General features: G+C 64.2%; 18 protein-coding genes. 13 read left to right on the top strand and 5 right to left on the bottom strand.

The features are described from left to right. Window positions 1-42 precede the first annotated feature (42 nt). From cysG to AC0L3B_RS12120, 12 genes are all read left to right on the top strand, one after another. The gene (cysG, locus tag AC0L3B_RS12175) at window positions 43-1,467 is read left to right on the top strand and encodes a siroheme synthase CysG (RefSeq protein ID WP_377791435.1); all 1,425 of its coding nucleotides are present in this window, start codon (window positions 43-45) and stop codon (window positions 1,465-1,467) included. Next, complete coding sequence (locus AC0L3B_RS12170; RefSeq protein ID WP_085351747.1) at window positions 1,464-1,781, top strand: DUF2849 domain-containing protein; 318 nt, start codon at window positions 1,464-1,466, stop codon at window positions 1,779-1,781. Before cysG ends, AC0L3B_RS12170 begins: the two co-directional genes overlap by 4 nt. A gap of 11 nt (window positions 1,782-1,792) precedes the next feature. Then, window positions 1,793-3,448 (top strand): nitrite/sulfite reductase, encoded by a 1,656-nt coding sequence (locus AC0L3B_RS12165; RefSeq protein ID WP_085351748.1) that lies wholly within the window; start codon window positions 1,793-1,795, stop codon window positions 3,446-3,448. Continuing rightward, window positions 3,435-3,950: a DUF934 domain-containing protein gene (locus tag AC0L3B_RS12160; protein ID WP_018454648.1), complete on the top strand. Its 516-nt coding sequence runs from the start codon at window positions 3,435-3,437 to the stop codon at window positions 3,948-3,950. The genes AC0L3B_RS12165 and AC0L3B_RS12160 overlap by 14 nt, the downstream gene beginning before the upstream one ends. Then, window positions 3,947-4,678, top strand: a complete 732-nt coding sequence (locus AC0L3B_RS12155; RefSeq protein WP_473380424.1) for a phosphoadenylyl-sulfate reductase — start codon at window positions 3,947-3,949, stop codon at window positions 4,676-4,678. Before AC0L3B_RS12160 ends, AC0L3B_RS12155 begins: the two co-directional genes overlap by 4 nt. A gap of 108 nt (window positions 4,679-4,786) precedes the next feature. Next, window positions 4,787-5,800, top strand: a complete 1,014-nt coding sequence (locus AC0L3B_RS12150) for a sulfate ABC transporter substrate-binding protein (protein ID WP_018454646.1) — start codon at window positions 4,787-4,789, stop codon at window positions 5,798-5,800. 87 nt (window positions 5,801-5,887) lie between these two features. Further along, complete coding sequence (gene cysT / locus AC0L3B_RS12145) at window positions 5,888-6,673, top strand: sulfate ABC transporter permease subunit CysT (RefSeq protein ID WP_231190982.1); 786 nt, start codon at window positions 5,888-5,890, stop codon at window positions 6,671-6,673. Between the two features lie 10 nt (window positions 6,674-6,683). Then, on the top strand, window positions 6,684-7,595 hold the full coding sequence (gene cysW, locus AC0L3B_RS12140; RefSeq protein ID WP_473380423.1) for a sulfate ABC transporter permease subunit CysW: 912 nt from the start codon (window positions 6,684-6,686) through the stop codon (window positions 7,593-7,595). Further along, the gene (locus AC0L3B_RS12135) at window positions 7,585-8,622 is read left to right on the top strand and encodes a sulfate/molybdate ABC transporter ATP-binding protein (protein ID WP_377828351.1); all 1,038 of its coding nucleotides are present in this window, start codon (window positions 7,585-7,587) and stop codon (window positions 8,620-8,622) included. The genes cysW and AC0L3B_RS12135 overlap by 11 nt, the downstream gene beginning before the upstream one ends. Window positions 8,623-8,712: 90 nt before the next feature. Next, a complete protein-coding gene (locus AC0L3B_RS12130) occupies window positions 8,713-9,216 on the top strand; it encodes a CAP domain-containing protein (protein WP_473380422.1) in 504 nt (167 codons plus the stop codon). Window positions 9,217-9,294: 78 nt separating this feature from the next. After that, window positions 9,295-10,470 carry a DUF3734 domain-containing protein gene (locus AC0L3B_RS12125; RefSeq protein WP_473380421.1) on the top strand — a complete coding sequence of 392 codons (1,176 nt, stop codon included), beginning with the start codon at window positions 9,295-9,297 and terminating at the stop codon, window positions 10,468-10,470. Window position 10,471: 1 nt separating this feature from the next. Then, window positions 10,472-11,260: a 3-hydroxybutyrate dehydrogenase gene (locus AC0L3B_RS12120; protein WP_247359524.1), complete on the top strand. Its 789-nt coding sequence runs from the start codon at window positions 10,472-10,474 to the stop codon at window positions 11,258-11,260. A gap of 47 nt (window positions 11,261-11,307) precedes the next feature. Here the strand turns inward: AC0L3B_RS12120 and AC0L3B_RS12115 are convergent, their stop codons facing one another. The 3 genes from AC0L3B_RS12115 to AC0L3B_RS12105 form a co-directional block, all read right to left on the bottom strand. Further along, window positions 11,308-12,132, bottom strand: coding sequence for a sulfite exporter TauE/SafE family protein (locus AC0L3B_RS12115; RefSeq protein WP_018454639.1), 825 nt, complete (start codon window positions 12,130-12,132; stop codon window positions 11,308-11,310). 195 nt (window positions 12,133-12,327) lie between these two features. After that, complete coding sequence (locus AC0L3B_RS12110) at window positions 12,328-13,686, bottom strand: flippase (protein ID WP_018454638.1); 1,359 nt, start codon at window positions 13,684-13,686, stop codon at window positions 12,328-12,330. Between the two features lie 138 nt (window positions 13,687-13,824). Continuing rightward, window positions 13,825-14,664 (bottom strand): protein-disulfide reductase DsbD domain-containing protein, encoded by an 840-nt coding sequence (locus AC0L3B_RS12105; protein WP_018454637.1) that lies wholly within the window; start codon window positions 14,662-14,664, stop codon window positions 13,825-13,827. Between the two features lie 142 nt (window positions 14,665-14,806). On the opposite strand from AC0L3B_RS12105, the gene AC0L3B_RS12100 reads away from it, so the two are divergent. Next, a complete protein-coding gene (locus AC0L3B_RS12100; protein WP_018454636.1) occupies window positions 14,807-15,451 on the top strand; it encodes a YqgE/AlgH family protein in 645 nt (214 codons plus the stop codon). Window positions 15,452-15,607: 156 nt separating this feature from the next. Here the strand turns inward: AC0L3B_RS12100 and AC0L3B_RS12095 are convergent, their stop codons facing one another. Next, window positions 15,608-16,495, bottom strand: a complete 888-nt coding sequence (locus tag AC0L3B_RS12095) for a TauD/TfdA dioxygenase family protein (RefSeq protein WP_018454635.1) — start codon at window positions 16,493-16,495, stop codon at window positions 15,608-15,610. A gap of 201 nt (window positions 16,496-16,696) precedes the next feature. Further along, a complete protein-coding gene (locus tag AC0L3B_RS12090; protein WP_018454634.1) occupies window positions 16,697-17,476 on the bottom strand; it encodes an SDR family NAD(P)-dependent oxidoreductase in 780 nt (259 codons plus the stop codon). Between the last annotated feature and the right edge of the window lie 32 nt (window positions 17,477-17,508).

Genomic DNA, 17,508 nt, shown 5'->3' with positions numbered 1-17,508 from the left:
ATAATTCCAGTCAACCCCGCATGTGGGGTAAGCGAGTATCGTATGCGGTTCTTGCCCGTGTTCCTCGATCTCAAGGCCGGTCCGGTGGTCCTCATCGGTGCGGGTGAGCTTTTGCGCGCCAAGCTGCGCGTGCTGGCCGCTGCCGGTGCGCGCATTCGCGTGCATGCGATCGATGGCAATCACGACCTGGGTCTGAGCTCCGAGGACGCGGCGCGTATCGACATCTCGGCCACCGATCCGCTGACCGCCGATCTCTCGGGAATCATCGCGGTGGTTTGCGCCGGCGCTGGCGATGTCGGCGTGGCGATGTCGGTCCGCGCCAAGGCGCTCGGCCTGCCGGTCAATGTCATGGACGATCTCGAGCATTCGAGCTTCATCTTTCCGGCGATCGTCGATCGCGGCGATGTCGTGGTCGCCGTCGGCACTGGCGGCACGTCGCCGGTGGTGGCGCGGCGCGTGCGCGAGAAGATCGAGGCGCTGCTGCCGGCGCGCATCGGCGAGCTCGCCGAGTTCATCGGCGGCTTCCGCAAATCCATCAACGAACGTATTGCCGAGTTTCCGTTGCGTCGCCGCTTCTGGGAGCGCGTCATCGACGGCCCGATCGGTGCCGCCGTATTGGCCGGCCGCAAAGGCGAGGCGGACGCAGCGCTCAAGGCGATTTCAGATCCATCCGCGTTCGCGCGGGCCGACAAGCCGGAAGGATCCGTCGCGCTGGTCGGCGCCGGGCCTGGCGATCCGGATTTGCTCACCATCAAGGCGTTGCGCGCGCTCCAGGATGCCGACATCGTCTTCCATGACGAGCTGGTCTCGCCTGAAATTCTCGACCGCATCCGCCGTGACACCACGCGCGTGCCGGTCGGCCGCCGCGTCGGCAAGCCCGGCATCGGGCAGGACGCCATCAACAAGCGCATGATCGAGGCCGCGCAATCCGGCCAGCGTGTGGTGCGGCTGAAGGGCGGCGATCCCTTCGTGTTCGGCCGCGGCGGCGAAGAAGTCGAAGCACTTCGTGCCGCCGGCGTTGCCTATTCGATCGTTCCCGGCATCACCGCAGGTCTCGGCGGCGCCGCCGATTTCGAGGTGCCGCTCACCTATCGTCACGAAGCAACGCGCATCACCTTCCTCACCGCGCACAAGGCGCGCGACGCAGAAGTCGTGGACTGGTCGACGCTGACCGACGCCAGGATGACCGTCGTGGTCTACATGGGCATGACGGCTGCGCCGGCCATACGCGCCGGCCTCTTGGCCGCCGGCCGTTCGCCGGAGACGCCGGTCGGCGTATTCGCCCGCGTCACGCGTCCCGATGCGCAAGGCGAGATCGGCACGCTGCGCGATCTGCCCGAACTGGTCCGCCGGACCAACGGCGGTCCCGCCATTCTCATCATCGGCGATGTGGTCCGGCATGCCGGCTCGCTTCGCCGCCAAACCCCAAAGCAAATCATCTCTGACCTATTGGATGCAGCCGAATGACCTCCCCGCTTGAACAGAAGAAGATCAAGATCGCCGGCCCCTCGGTCGTGACCGCCAACCGCACCTGGGACGGCATCGTGGTTTACCGCACCGCCGACAAGAGCTGGTCCGCGGACCTGTCGGAAGCCGCGATCGTGCGCAACTCCGACGAGGCGAAGGCGTTGCTTGCGGAATCCGTTGCCGATGACGTCGGCGCGATCGGCCCCTATATCGCGCCGGTACAGGTCGGTGCAGACGGCAAGGTCGAACCCGGAAATCTGCGCGAACAGATCCGCCGCACCGGCGTGACCATCGGACAGCCGGTTCAGGTTTAAGGCGCTTTCTTATGTATGCTTACGATGAAATCGACCGCACGCTCGTGAACGAGCGCGTCTCGGAATTCCGCGACCAGGTGAAGCGCCGCCTCTCCGGCGAGCTCACCGAGGACGAGTTCAAGATCCTGCGGCTGCAGAACGGCGTCTATCTGCAACTGCACGCCTACATGTTCCGCGTCGCGATCCCCTACGGGACGCTGGCGTCGAACCAGCTGCGGGCGCTCGCCCACGTCGCGCGCAAATACGACCGTGGCTATGGCCATTTCACGACGCGGCAGAACATCCAGTTCAACTGGATCAAGCTCGCCGAATTGCCGGATGCGCTGGCCGATCTCGCCGAGGTCGGCATCCATGCGATGCAGACCTCCGGCAACAACATGCGCAACGTCACCTCGGATCAGTGGGCCGGCGTCGCGCCCGGCGAGATCGAGGATCCCCGCATCTGGTCGGAGCTGATCCGCCAGCACACCACGTTGCATCCGGAATTCTCGTTCCTGCCGCGCAAGTTCAAGATCGCGATCAGCGCGTCGGACCACGACCGGGCCGCGATCAAGATCCACGACATCGGGCTGAAGCTGATCAAGAACGAGAAGGGCGAGACCGGCTTTGAGGTGCTGGTCGGTGGCGGGCTCGGACGCACGCCGTTCATCGGCAAGACCATCAAGCATTTCGTCCACGGCCGCGACATTCTCAGCTACATCGAGGCGATTCTGCGCGTCTACAACCAGTACGGCCGCCGCGACAACATCTACAAGGCGCGCATCAAGATCCTGGTGCACGAGCTCGGCATCGAGAAGTTCTCGCGCGAGGTCGAGGAGGAGTGGCAGCACATCCGCAACTCCTCGCTCCAGATCGACGACGAGGTGGTCGAGGACATCCGCTCGCGCTTCACCTATCCTGCCTACGAGAAGCTGCCGCACATGCCGGACGAGCTGCGCCAGGCCGCGGCCGATCCCGATTTCGAGGCATGGCGCAAGAACTCGGTGGCCCCGCACAAGGCCCAGGGCTATTCCATCGTCACGATCTCGCTGAAGCCGATCGGCGCGCCTCCGGGCGATGCCACCGCCGAGCAGATGGATGCGCTCGCCGATCTCGCCGACGAATACTCCTTCGGTGAGATCCGCGTCGGCCACGAGCAGAACCTCGCTCTGCCGCATGTCGCCAAGCGTGACTTGCCGGCGCTGTGGAAGGCGCTCGACAAGCTCGGGCTGGCGACGCCGAACGTCAATCTGATCACTGACATCATCGCCTGCCCGGGTCTCGACTATTGCTCGCTGGCCAATGCGCGCTCGATCCCGATCGCGCAGGAACTGACGCGGCGCTTCGCCAATCATGAGCTGGCCAATCTGATCGGCCGGTTGCACATCAACATCTCCGGCTGCATCAACGCCTGCGGCCATCACCATGTCGGTCATATCGGCATTCTCGGCGTCGAGAAGAACGGCGAGGAGGTCTACCAGATCACCATCGGCGGGCGCGCCGACGAGAGTGCCGCACTCGGCAATCTGATCGGCCCCGGCGTCAAGTTCGACGAGGTCGCCGACGTCGTCGAGGACATCGTGGAAGCCTATCTGGCGCTGCGCGAGCGGCCCGAAGAGCTGTTCATGGACACCGTAAAACGCCTCGGCGTCGAACCCTTCAAGGAGCGCGTTTATGCCACTCGTTAACGGCGGAAAGATCGCCGACGACAGCTTCGTCAAGCTCGCCGTCGACACGCCGCTGCCCGAGGGCGGCGACATTCTGGTGCCGGCCGAGCGTTTCGTCGGCGAGGCGGATGCGTTGCTCAAGCGGACCGGCAAGGTCGGTGTGATCTGGCCGAACAATCGCGACATCGCCGAGCTGGTGCCCTATCTCGGCAAGATTGCCGTCGTCGCGCTGGTGTTCCCAACCTTCCGCGACGGACGCGCCTACAGCCAGGCGCGGCTGCTGCGCGAGCGTTACAATTACCGCGGCGAGTTGCGTGCGACGGGCCAGATCCTGCGGGACCAGTTCGTGTTCATGCTGCGCGCTGGCTTCGATTCCTTCGACGTCAAGAAGCAGGCCGACGCGGAAGCGTTCATGCAGACCGCGAAGCGCTATTCGGTCTTCTACCAGCCCACCGGCGATGGCCGCATCACGGCGCTGCACCGGCGCATGCAGCTGCGTCATTCCGAGGGTGTCGGCACGTGAACGCAATCGCGTCTCCAATTTCGGCAATCTCCGCCTCGGCGCTGCCCTCGGCGGAGGACCTCGATCGCGCCTTGCGCGATGCCTCGCCCGCCGAAATCATCGCCGCTGCGCTGAAGACGGTCGGGCGCGACAAGCTTGCGCTGGTGTCGTCCTTCGGTACGGAATCGGCGACGCTGCTCAAGGTGATGGCGGATGTCGATCCGGCGATCCCGGTGATGTTCCTCGACACCGGCTGGCTGTTCGAGGAGACGCTGGCCTATCGTGATACGCTGATCGCGACGCTGGGCCTGAAGGACGTCCGCTCGATCAAGCCTGCCGAGGAGACGCTGTCGCGCGAAGATCCCGACCGCGACCTCTGGTTTTCCGATCCCGACGCTTGCTGCCGTATCCGCAAGGTCGAGCCGCTGGCGCGGGCGCTGAAACCGTTCGATGCATGGCTCAACGGCCGCAAGCGCTTCCAGGGCAACTCGCGCGCCGACATCCCGGTGGTCGAGGACGACGGTACGCGGTTGAAGTTCAATCCCTTCGCCAATGTCTCGCGTGAGGAACTCGAGGCGATTTTCGCCCGCGCCAAATTGCCGCGTCATCCCCTGGTCGCGTCGGGATTTCTATCGGTTGGGTGTATGCCTTGCACGAGCAGAACGGCCGAAGGCGAGGATGAGCGTGCCGGTCGCTGGCGTGGCCGGGCCAAGACGGAATGCGGCATCCACACGATGAAGACTTCGTAGCAAAGTTACGCTGCCCGGCTACGAACAAGAAAATCCGGTTCCGTTGACTTAAGCGCGTTTCGCCCCGAGTTATGCCTGCCATCGATGACGCCGACGTCATTGATGTGAATGGAGATGGACATGATGCGTCGTATCGTTCCGCTCGCGGCAGGACTGCTCGTGACAGGCTTGTTGGCAAGCGCGGCTCTTGCCGCTGACATCACTCTGCTGAACGTCTCGTACGATCCGACGCGCGAGCTCTATGTCGAGTTCAACAAGGCGTTCGCGAGTGCCTATCAGAAGGAAACCGGCAAGAGCGTCGAGATCAAGCAGTCGCATGGGGGCAGCGGTTCGCAGGCGCGCGCCGTGATCGACGGATTGCAGGCCGACGTGGTGACGCTTGCGCTCGCCTACGACATCGACGCCATCGCGGGCAAAGGCCTCACGACGGCCGACTGGCAGAAACGGTTGCCGCAAAACTCGTCGCCCTATACCTCGACCATTGTGTTCCTGGTCCGCAAGGGCAATCCCAAGGCCATCAAGGACTGGGACGATCTGCTCAAGCTCGGCGTCGCCGTGATCACGCCGAACCCGAAGACGTCAGGCGGCGCGCGCTGGAATTATCTGGCCGCCTGGGGCTTTGCGCAGAAGAAATACGGCTCGGCGGACAAGGCCAAGGATTTCATCGGAAAGCTCTATCAGCAGGTGCCGGTGCTCGACACCGGTGCGCGCGGCGCGACCGTGACCTTCGTCGAGCGCGGCGTCGGCGACGTGCTGCTCGCCTGGGAAAACGAGGCGTACCTGGCGCTCAAGGAATTCGGTCCGGAGAAATTCGAGATCGTGGCGCCGCCGCTCTCGATCTTGGCGGAACCGCCGGTGACGATCGTCGATAAGGTTGCCGATAAAAAAGGCACCCGTAGTGTCGCCGATGCCTACCTGCAATATTGGTACACCAAGGAAGGTCAGGAAATCGCGGCGCGCAACTTCTATCGTCCGCGCGATCCCGAGATCGCCAAAAAACATGAAAACTCCTTCGCGAAGGTCGAGCTGTTCACGATCGACGAACTTTTCGGCGGCTGGACCAAGGCGCAGAGGGAACATTTTGCCGACGGCGGCGTCTTCGATCAGATCTACAAGAACTGATCGGGCGCTGTCGGCGGGGCTTAAACAGGGGGCCTGGTGAGCGCAATCGCAGCACGACGCCGGACATTGCCGGGCTTCGGTCTCACCATGGGGCTGACGCTATCCTGGCTGTCGATCATCATCCTGATTCCGCTCGCCGGCCTGTTCCTGAAATCGCTCGAGCTGAGTCCCGAGCAGTTTTGGAACATCCTCTCCAGCCGCCGCACCCTGAATGCGTTGCGCGTGTCCTTCGGACTCGCCTTCGCAGCCGCCTGCGTCAATCTGGTGATGGGCAGCATCATCGTCTGGGCGCTGGTGCGCTACCGCTTCCCCGGTCGGCGGCTGTTCGATGCCATCGTCGACGTGCCGTTCGCGCTACCTACGGCGGTTGCCGGCGTCGCGCTGACCGCGTTGTTCGCCGAGAAGGGCTGGCTCGGCGCGCCGCTTGCGGCGGCCGGCATCAAGGTGGCGTTCACGCCGGTCGGCATCTTCGTCGCCATGATCTTCATCGGTATCCCGTTCGTGGTGCGCACGGTGCAGCCGGTGCTCCAGGATCTCGACCCAGAGATCGAGGAGGCCGCGGGCAGCCTTGGCGCGAGCCGCTGGCAGACCATCATTCGCGTGATCCTGCCCTCGCTCGGTCCGGCGCTGCTCACCGGACTCGCGCTCGCCTTCGCGCGTGCGGTCGGCGAATACGGCTCGGTGATCTTCATCGCCGGCAATCTGCCCAACGTCTCCGAGATCGCGCCGCTGCTGATCGTGATCCGGCTCTCCGAATTCCGCTATGCCGATGCGACCGCCATCGCGGTGGTCATGCTGGTCGTGTCCTTCGTCATTATCTTCGCGGTCAACCGGCTCCAGCGCTGGGCGCAGAGCCGGATTCCGGTGCGGTGAGGACGGCACCATGACGATGCAGATCGCAGATTCCGTCCCACTCCCGGCCTCCGACGCAAAGGCACGCGCGCATGCGGCGGCCGCGCGGAACAAGCTGCGCACCGAACCGCGCGCGGTCCGCATCGGCATCATCGCGCTGGCGATGACCTTTCTCTCAGTCTTCGTCGTGCTGCCGCTGGTCGTGGTGTTCGCGCAGGCCTTCTCGAAGGGAATTGGCGCTTATCTCGCCGCGCTGGCCGACCCGGAGGCGCTGTCCGCGATCAAGCTGACACTGGTGGTGGCGGCGATCTCGGTTGGCCTCAACCTCGTGTTCGGTCTCGTCGCGGCCTGGGCCATCACGAAGTTCGAGTTCAGGGGCAAGACCTTCCTGATCACGCTGATCGATTTGCCGTTCTCGGTCAGCCCGGTGATCTCGGGCCTCGTCTTCGTGCTGCTGTTTGGCGCGCAGGGCTATTTCGGCGGCTGGCTGCGCGATCACGACATCCAGATCCTGTTCGCGGTGCCGGGCATCGCGCTTGCGACCACCTTCGTGACCTTCCCCTTCGTGGCGCGGGCGTTGATCCCGCTGATGCAGGAGCAGGGCACGCAGGAGGAGGAGGCCGCGATCTCGCTCGGCGCCTCGGGCCTGCAGACCTTTTTCCGCGTCACGCTGCCCAATATCAAATGGGGCGTGCTGTACGGCGTCCTGCTCTGCAACGCGCGCGCGATGGGCGAGTTTGGCGCGGTCTCCGTCGTTTCCGGCCATATCCGCGGCGAGACCAACACGATGCCGCTCCTGGTCGAGATTCTCTACAATGAATATCAGTTCGTCGCGGCGTTCGCGATCGCCTCGCTGCTGGCGATGCTGGCGCTGATCACGCTGGTCGCGAAAACCGTTCTCGAAAATCATCTCGACGAAGGACATGACGCAAGTGAGCATTGAAGTCAGGAATCTCGTCAAGAAGTTCGGCAGCTTCGCAGCCCTCGACGGCGTCGATCTCAAGGTCAATGACGGCGAGCTGCTCGCACTGCTCGGTCCATCAGGTTCCGGCAAGACCACGCTGCTGCGGATCATTGCCGGGCTCGACTGGCCCGATTCCGGTGAGGTGTCTTTCAACGGCGAGGATGCGTTGGCGCAGGGCGCGCGCGAGCGGCACGTCGGATTCGTATTCCAGCACTACGCGCTGTTCCGCCACATGACGGTGTTCGAGAACGTCGCCTTTGGCCTCCGCGTGCAGCCGCGCGCGATCCGCAAGGACGAAGCGACCATCCGTGCGCGCGTCAGGGAGCTGCTCGATCTCGTGCAGCTGGACTGGCTCGCCGACCGCTATCCGAGCCAGCTCTCCGGCGGCCAGCGCCAGCGCATCGCGCTGGCCCGCGCGCTCGCGATCGAGCCGCGTATCCTGCTGCTCGACGAGCCCTTCGGCGCGCTTGATGCCAAGGTGCGCAAGGAGCTGCGTAAATGGCTGCGCTCGCTGCACCACGAGATCAACGTCACCTCGATCTTCGTCACCCATGACCAGGAGGAGGCGCTCGAAGTCGCCAACCGCGTCGTGGTGATGGACAAGGGCAAAATCGAGCAGATCGGCTCGCCCGATGACGTCTATGAGAGCCCGGCGACCGCCTTCGTCCACAGCTTCATCGGCGAATCCATCGAGCTTCCGGTCCTGATCGCCGACGGCGTCATCAGGCTTGGCGACCGGCCGCTTCAGCTCGCGGCAGATGGGCTTGCGCCTGGCGCGTCAAGACTGTTCGTGCGGCGGCACGACATGCTCGTTGGCCCGCCCGGCAGCGGTGCCTTCGAGGGCGCCGTGCAGCACGTCCGGAATTTCGGTCCCGTGCAGCGGGCCGAGGTGGCATTATCAGGTGGAGAGACCATCGAGATCGACGCTCCGCGGGACAGGGAACTGCGCGCCGGCGACACGATCGGCCTGGAGCCCCGCCGCTACCGGATATTTGGGGGCGCCTGAGCGGGGTCAACCGGTCAATTTTTCCTCAATATTCACCTTTCAGCCACGGTTGGTATGCAACAACGGCGCCTGATTTGGGGGCTCCTGTTCATGCGCGTCGCGGCCGCGATATCAATCCTTTTGCTGCTTGCCGGCTGCGCCGGCAACGAAGCACCGGTCCAGCAGCCCTCAATGTATGCCGATATGGCTGTCCCGGGCGCAAAGCTCGACGCGCAGGCCGCAGCGATCATGATCTCGCAATACCGCCAGAACAACGGGCTCGGCACCGTCGTGATCGACCCCGAACTGATGCGGCTTGCCGAATCCCAATCGCAGGCGATGGCGGCGGCCAACAAGATGGACCATGACGTCCGCGCGCCGCTGGCCAAGCGCCTCAGCGCCGGCGGCTATCCGGCGACCGTTGCGGTCGAGAACGTCTCGGCCGGCTATCATACGCTGGCGGAAGCGTTTTCCGGCTGGCGCGACTCGCCCCCGCACCGCGCCAACATGCTCAAGAGCGGTGTCACAAAATTAGGCATCGCGGCGGGCTATGCTTCCGGCACCAAATACAAGGTGTTCTGGACCATGATCCTGGCCTCGACGGACGCCCGATAAGCCAGACTTGATCCCGGGATACATTGACGCCGCGGCAGACTGTCGCCACGGTCGCTCGCCATCTGCTAGTGTTCCCGCATGACCGATCATAGTCCAGAAGTCGCAACAATCCCCGCAAACGCGCAACGTGTCCTGGTCCTCCAGGGCGGCGGCGCGCTCGGCTCCTATCAGGCCGGCGCCTATCAATCGCTCTGCCATGCCGGCTTCGAGCCGGAATGGGTCGCCGGCATCTCGATCGGCGCGATCAACGCCGCGATCATCGCCGGCAATGAAGGGCAGACGCGCGTCAAGCGGCTCAAGGAATTCTGGGAGATGGTCTCCGCGCCGGTGCCGTGGAGGCCGATCGGCAAGAGCGAGCACAGCCGCGAACTGTTCAACTCGACCAGCGCCGCATTGATCGCGACCTTCGGCGTGCCCGGCTTCTTCACGCCGCGCATCCCCCCGGCGCCGCTCTGGCCGCCCGGCAGCCCGCAGGCCGAGAGCTATTACGACACCGCCCCGCTGAAGAAGACGCTGGAGCGTCTGGTCGATTTCGACCGCATCAACGATCTGAAGACGCGGCTGTCGGTCGGTGCAGTCGGCGTTACCTCCGGCAACTTCAAATATTTCGACAATTTCGAGTTCAGGAAGCTCGGCAAGAAAATCGGACCCGAGCACATCATGGCCTCCGGCGCGCTGCCGCCCGGCTTTCCGTCCATCGTGATCGACGGCGAGCATTATTGGGACGGCGGCATTGCCTCCAACACGCCGCTCGACTACGTGCTGGACGCCGAGACCGACCGCGATCTCCTGATCTTCCAGATCGACCTGTTCAGCGCCCGCGGCGATCTGCCGACCTCGCTACTCGAGGCGACCGAGCGCGAGAAGGACATCCGCTTCTCGAGCCGCACGCGGATGAACACCGACAAGAACAAGCAGGTGCACAACGCCCGCAGGGCCGTGCGCGACCTGATTTCCAAATTGCCCGATTATCTCAAGAACGACCCTTCCGCGGAATTCCTTGCCAAGGTATCGCGCGAAAGCACCGTGACTGTGGTGCACCTGATCTACCGCAGCAAGAACTACGAATCCTCGTCCAAGGATTACGATTTCTCGCATGTCGCCATGGTCGAGCATTGGGAAGCCGGCGTGCGTGACGTGCATCTGTCGATGCGCCACAAGGATTGGCTCGAGCGGCCGCAATCCGGCGAGACCATGGTGACCTACGATCTCACGGGGGACGTCACTGCGCCCCCGCCAAGAAGGAGCGAATAATATGGGTAGTCTGTCAGGCAAGAACGCCGTCGTGACCGGGTCGACCAGCGGCATCGGACTTGCCTATGCGCGCGCCTTCGCCGCCGCCGGCGCCAATGTCGTCATCAACGGGTTTGGCTCGCCGGAGGACATCGAGAAGGAGCGCGCCAAGATCGAGTCCGATTTCGGCGTGAAGGCGGTCTATTCGCCGGCCGACATGACCAAGCCGGCCGAGATCGCCGGGATGATCGCGCTCGGCGAGAAGAGCTTTGGTTCGGTCGATATTCTCGTCAACAATGCGGGCATCCAGTTCGTCTCGCCGATCGAGGAATTCCCGCCGGAGAAATGGGATCAGATCATCGCGATCAACCTGTCCTCGGCGTTCCATGCCATTCGCGCCGCCGTCCCGGGCATGAAGAAGAAGGGCTGGGGCCGCATCATCAATACCGCTTCCGCGCATTCGCTGGTCGCCTCGCCCTTCAAGTCGGCCTATGTCTCGGCCAAGCACGGCATCGCCGGCCTGACCAAGACCGTGGCGCTCGAGGTCGCGACCAGCAAGATCACCTGCAACTGCATCAGCCCCGGCTATGTCTGGACGCCGCTGGTGGAGAAGCAGATCCCCGACACCATGAAGGCCCGTAACCTCACGCGCGACCAGGTCATCAACGACGTGCTGCTCGACGCGCAGCCGACCAAGGAGTTCGTCACCTCCGAGCAGGTCGCAGCCCTCGCGCTGTTCCTGTGCGGCGACGATGCCGCGCAGATCACCGGCACGAATCTGTCGATCGACGGCGGCTGGACCGCGGAGTAGACCGCGATCGCTGGCGAATGGCGGAAGCCGAGCTCCGCCATTTTCGTTCAGTGCGTCCAGGCCAGCGCCGTCTCGAATGCCGAGGACAGGTGCAGCTCCGCGAACATGATCTTGCCGGCGACCACGAACAGCACGCTGGCGAGTGTGAGGCGCAGCACCGTCTCGGGCACGCGCGTCGCGCTAAAGCTGCCGACGACGATGCCGGGCAGCGAGCCCAACAGCAGCACGCCCATCAGCGCCCAATCCACGTCGCCAAGCGCCCAGTGCCCCATTCCGGCGATCAGCGTCAGCGGGACCGCATGGGCGATGTCGGACCCGACGATGGTCGCCACCGGCAGGCGCGGATAGAGCAGCAGCAGAACGGTGACGCCGACCGCGCCGGCGCCGACCGATGAAATCGAGACCAGCACACCGAGCACGATCCCGGTGACGACCGTCGCGATCGCCGTGGCGCGGTCATCGACCTGCTCCAGGCGCCGGCGATAGCGCTCCATGATCGATCTGCGGAAGATCAGCGAGGTCGCTGTCAGCAGCAGCGCGAAGCAGAGCACGAGGTTGACGAGATTGCGCTCGGAATCGCTCTTGAGGTCGAGCTTCCAGAGCACCAGCAGCGTCAGCGCGCTCGCCGGAAGGCTGCCGCAGGCGAGCCGCAGCACCGCCGGCCAGTGCACGCTGCGCGACCAGCCATGCACCACGCTGCCGCCGGTCTTGGTGGCGGCAGCATAGAGCAGGTCGGTGCCGACCGCGGTCGATGGATGAATCCCGAACAGGAGGATCAGCAGCGGCGTCATCAGCGAACCGCCGCCGACGCCGGTCATCCCGACCAGCAGGCCGACGCCGAAACCAGAGGCGACGTAGAGTGGATCGATCATGTCCAGGGAATCTTAGGTTTATCTCGTCAGTTGGGCAATACGACGTAGAATAAACTTTCCCTGCGGTGCAACCGCTTGGGCCAAATAAGAAAAATCGTGCTGTGCCCTTGGCAATAAATAGGTGTTTCGCGTTGTTCCCGGGCATGCTTCGAAGCAGCCGTTCCCCGAGAGCAGCACGCGAAGGCAGTCGGAAGTCTATTTCCCAAACGCCAGCACGTGCAGGCCGAGCCGCTGTCGCACGATCCAGAACAGCAGCACCGTCTCGAAACTGAGCGAGATCGAGGTCGCGGCCGCCGCGCCATGGCCGCCGAAGCGCGGCACCAACGCGATGCAGAGCACCAGGTTCATCGCAAAGGCCAGCGCATAGGCCAGCGCGCAGATCTTCTGCTGGCCGAGCATGTTGAGCAGCCGTTCGACCGGGCCGATCGCGGCACGGACCACGAGGCCAATCGCGGCGACGAACATGATGTCGTAGCCGATCACGAATTGCGGCCCGAACAGCCAGAGCAGGGGCTTGCCGAGCGCGAGCAGCACGATGGTCGCCGCCAGCGACGGCCAGAACGTCCAGTTGATGGCATGCGCCACGTAAGCCGACAGCCGCGCCTTGTCGCCAGCCGCGTTGTATTCGGCGAAGCGATGCGCGGTCGTCGCCGACATCGCGTAGTGGATGAAGGAGACCAGCGCCAGCGTCTTCACCACGGCGAAATAGACGCCGACCTCGTCGGAGGGGCGGAATTGCTGAAGCACCAGCACGTCGGTATAGGACAGCAGCAAATAGAAGCTTTCGACCAGCAGGATCGGCAGCGACACGGCGAGCCAGCCGCCGACGTCGTAGGCCTTGGGGCCCGCCTCGATGTGATCGGCGAGCTTGCGGTTCAGCACCACCATCTGCCCGGTCATCGCGATCCACACCGCGCCTGCGCTCGCGATCATCGCGGCAACCGCGCCGAGATGATAGCCGAGCAGGAAGGCGCAAGCCGTGATGCCGATGATTAGTGTCTGGCGGATGATGAATTGCGGCATCAGGCCGAGTTGCATCCAGTCATGCGAACGGGCGATGCCGTCCTGGGTGTTGGCGACGACGAAAGCGGGCAGCGTCATGCAGCCGATGTAGAGCGGCAGCACTTCGGCGGGATCGATCCAGGGCGAGAGCAATTTGACGATGCCCGCGAGGCCGAGCGAGACCAGCGTGGAGGCGCAAAAGGTCAGCCAGCGGCTGCCCGAGAGAAAGCCGCGCAGCAGCGCATGCTCGCCACGGCTGCGGTATTCCGGAATGATCTTTTGCGCGGAGGCCGAGATGCCAAAGTCCATCATGCTGCCGAGCAGCAGCACCCAGGTCCAGACATAGACATAGACGCCGTAGTCCGACGTCCCCATCCAGCGCGCGAGCAGGACCTGCGAGAAATATGCAAGGCCGGCGCTGATCACGCGGATGAGGAAGATGGTGCCTGCCAGCCGCCGCGTCAGCGACGCTTCGCTCGACCCGCCCGTCAATTTGTCGCGCAGCCGCGCGATGAGGCCGGCAGGTCCGGTCGTTGCGGGTTCTGCATCCATCACGGCCAATTCGAAGGATCCCCGAGGCGCACACGAATGCTGCGGCAGACTTGCCGCAGTAGCCCTGGGGATTAGCAACCATTCGTTAAGATTCGGTTGGATCAAAGATGTCGTCCGGGCGAACGCCAGGACGACCACTCACTCCAGATTGGTATTGAACTCGTACGACTTCTCCGGTCCGACCAGCGTGAACTTCAGCGCTGCGCCGCCGGGCTGGGCGCCCGGCGGCAGGCCGTCGAGTTCGAAAGAAAATCGCTTCACGCCCGGTGGGCTGGGCTCGACCGGCGCCGGGATGGGCAGCGCCCAATCGGGCGTCGGACCTTCCACGAACAGACTGACGGTGCGCGCATCCGGAACGACCACGTCGACCACCACATTCTTGGGCCCATCACGCTTCACGTCGCGGATGGTGAGCGGATTGGGATCGCCGATGGCGGCAGGTTTGGGCACGGTGTCGAGCGCTGCACGCAAATTGGCGTCCTCGGTCGAGGCGACGCTGTTGAAGCCAAGCTCGGCGCGGGCCTCGACGGGAATGCAAAGCTTTTCGCACACCGCATAATTGATCTCGGCGCGCAACGTCACCGGCTTGTCGGCCGCCTTGGCGATGATGCGCAGGGGCAGCACGATCTGGTCGTGATAGCCGATCGAATGGCCGCCCGCGCCGTCGTCGAATTTCTGCGGGGCCGGCCACATCACCGTCACCGCTTCGACATTGTCGGACTTCGAGAAATCGAAGCGCGGCGGAACGCCGGAATCGCCCGGCATGCGCCAATAGGTTTTCCAGCCGGGCTGGATCTGGAAGGCGATACCGCCGAGCAGGACGGCGCCGCTGCGCGATCCTGCCAGCAACCGCACCGCGGAATGTCCGTCGCGCTGCCACGGCGATGCGTCGTCGGCATGGGCCGCAAGCGCCAGCGAGGACGCGAGCAGGGTTGTCGCGACGCCAATCGCCGCACGCCGGGGAACTCTTGTCAGCATGGTACGTCTTTACAGGGTCGCCCGGCGGCAAACCATTGAATTGCTTGTGATGGATGCACTTGAATCAAGTCCCTGAAAGCCTTGATTTGACAGCGGCCCGGCCCGACATCAGGATAGGAATTGAAACCGGAGTGCTTCACCGATGGCTCCCACAGGCAAGAGGACGGGCGAAAGCACCCGCAAGCCAGCCCCCGCGCTCCCGAGTTCGGCGGGCTACCTCGACGGCCAGCTGTTGATCGCCATGCCCGTGATGGGCGACGAGCGCTTCGAGCGCTCGGTGATCTATCTCTGCGCCCACTCCGCCGAAGGCGCGATGGGCATCATCGTCAACCATCCGGCCGGCAGCATCGACTTCCCCGAGCTGTTGCAGCAGCTCGGCATCATCAACAAGGGCGAGCACATCAAGCTGCCGGAGAATGCCGAAAGCATGAAGGTGCTGCGCGGCGGTCCGGTCGATACCGGCCGCGGCTTCGTGCTGCATTCCAGCGATTTCTACATCGAGAATGCGACGCTCCGGATCGACGACGGCGTCTGCCTCACCGCGACCGTCGACATCCTGCGCGCGATCGCCAACGGCTCCGGCCCCAAGCACGCCATCCTGGCGCTCGGCTATGCCGGCTGGGCGCCGGGCCAGCTCGAGACCGAGATCCAGAGCAATGGCTGGCTGCATTGCGACGCGGATTCGGATTTGATCTTCGGCGACGACGTCGACGAAAAATACGGACGCGCGCTGCGCAAGATCGGCATCGATCCCGGCATGCTCTCGAACGAGGCGGGGCACGCGTAGCGCCTCAGTGTCGTCCTGGCGAAGGCCAGGACCCATTACCCAGGCTGCAATTGTTGAAGCAGGCTGGCAACCACCAGCCTTCGCCGAACTGGACACCGGTGGTAATGGGTCCTGGATCGGCGCTGCTTCGCTCGCTGGTCCAGGACGACTGGAGAACTACTCCGCCGCCTGCTGCTGCACCGTTGGCTCCGTGCCCGCCACCGTCGCGCGGCGCATGTCACGGGGCTGCGACTGGTCGTAGCGGCGGACGCGGTGCATGGTCTGGCGGTTGTCCCACATCACGAGGTCATGCAGCTTCCATTTGTGGACGTAGACGAACTCGCTTTGTGTGGCGTGCTCGTTGAGATCGCGCAGCAGCAGCCTTCCCTCGGGGACGCTCATGCCGACAATCTTGCCGGCATGCGATGAGAGATAGAGCGACTTGCGGCGATGGACCGGGTGGGTGCGCACGAGACGTTGCATCACCGGCTTGAACATCTCCTTCTCCTCGTCGGTGTATTCTGTGAAGCCCAGCGATCCCCGCGAATACATCAGCGAGTGCTCGCAGACGAGATCCTCGATCTCCGCCTTGGTCTCGTCGTCGAGCGCGTCATAGGCCGCCCGCATGTCGGCGAATTCGGTATTGCCGCCCTTCGGGTTGAGCACGCGGGCCGACAGCAGCGAGAATTTTGCCGGGATAGGGCGGAACGAGCTGTCGGAATGCCACAAGCAATTGCCGAGGTTGAACAGGTGCGCGCGGCTGTCCTTTGCCAGCGGCTTGCCGTCCTTGCCGAGATTGGAAACGTCGTTCAGGCCCGATTGGAGCCGGTAGTCCTTCTCCTTCGTGACCGTGCCGCCGCGCGCGTCCTCGCGCTGGCCGAAGTTTAGCGCAAAGGCCATCTGCTGTTCGTCGGTGATGTCCTGGTCGTGGAACACCAGCACTGCATATTTGTCCATGGCGGCTTCGATCTCGCGCGCCTCGGCCTCGGTGAGAGGTTGCCGCAGGTCGAGGCCCGAGACCTCGCCGACAAAATGTTTGTGAAGCTGCCGGATGGCGATCGTCATGACGTTTCTCCCGCGAACCGCGAGCGGTTGGTCCCGCTCTGTCGAGGAAAAAGTTACTCCCGTAACAAGCGATGTCAACGCTGGGCGCGCATAGCTGCCCGTAGCCCGGATGGAGCGAAGCGTAATCCGGGGAGTCTTCCTGCGATGTGAGAACCCCGGATTGCGCTGCGCTCCATCCAGGCTACGCACCTTTGGTGCCGCTTACGCGTTGCGCGCCATCAGGCCGCCGTCGACAGGGATGACCGCGCCGGTGAGGAAGGACGCTGCCGGCAGGCACAGGCTCAGCGTCATGTGCGCGACCTCTTCCGGATCACCGTAGCGGCCGAGTGCCGTGCGGCGCTTGGCGTAGATGGTCTTGTGCTCTTCCGAGATCCGGTCGGTGATGGCGGTGCGGATCGGCCCCGGGCAAATGCAGTTGACGGTGATGCCCTCGCGGCCAAGCTCCACCGCGAGCGAGCGGGTGAGGCTGGCGACGCCGCCCTTCGCCGCCGAATAGGGGCCGTGCAATGCGGTGGCGCCGAGCGCCTCGGTCGAGGCGATGTTGACGATGCGCGGGCTCTTCGACTTGCGCAAGTGAGGCAGCGCGGCGCGGATGATGCGCGGATGCGCCGTCAGCATCACCGCGAGGCCCTTGGCCCAGGCTTCCTCATAGGCGTCGTCGTCGATCGCGACGCGCACGGAGATGCCGGCATTGTTGACGATGATGTCGAGTCCACCGAAATGTGCAGCGACGTCGCCGACCACGCGCTTGATCTTATCGCCGTCGGCAACGTCGAGCTTCCAGGCTTTCGCGGCGCCGCCGCTTGCCACGATCTCCTTCGCGACGGCCAGCGCGCCCTGCTCGTCATAATCGGTGACGGCAACGTTCGCGCCCTCAGTGGCAAACACGCGCGCCGTCGCGCGTCCCATGCCGCTGGCCGCGCCGGTAACGAGAACGGTCAGGCCCTTCACGGACCGGCTGAGTTGTTTGAAATCGGCCATGCTGTTTCCTCTGAGCCCTGCTTGTTCTTGTT

This window comes from Bradyrhizobium sp. Kon56, from assembly GCF_055807635.1.
Note: the sequence above shows the minus strand (reverse complement) of the source record. Positions and strands in the feature narration are given on the sequence as shown.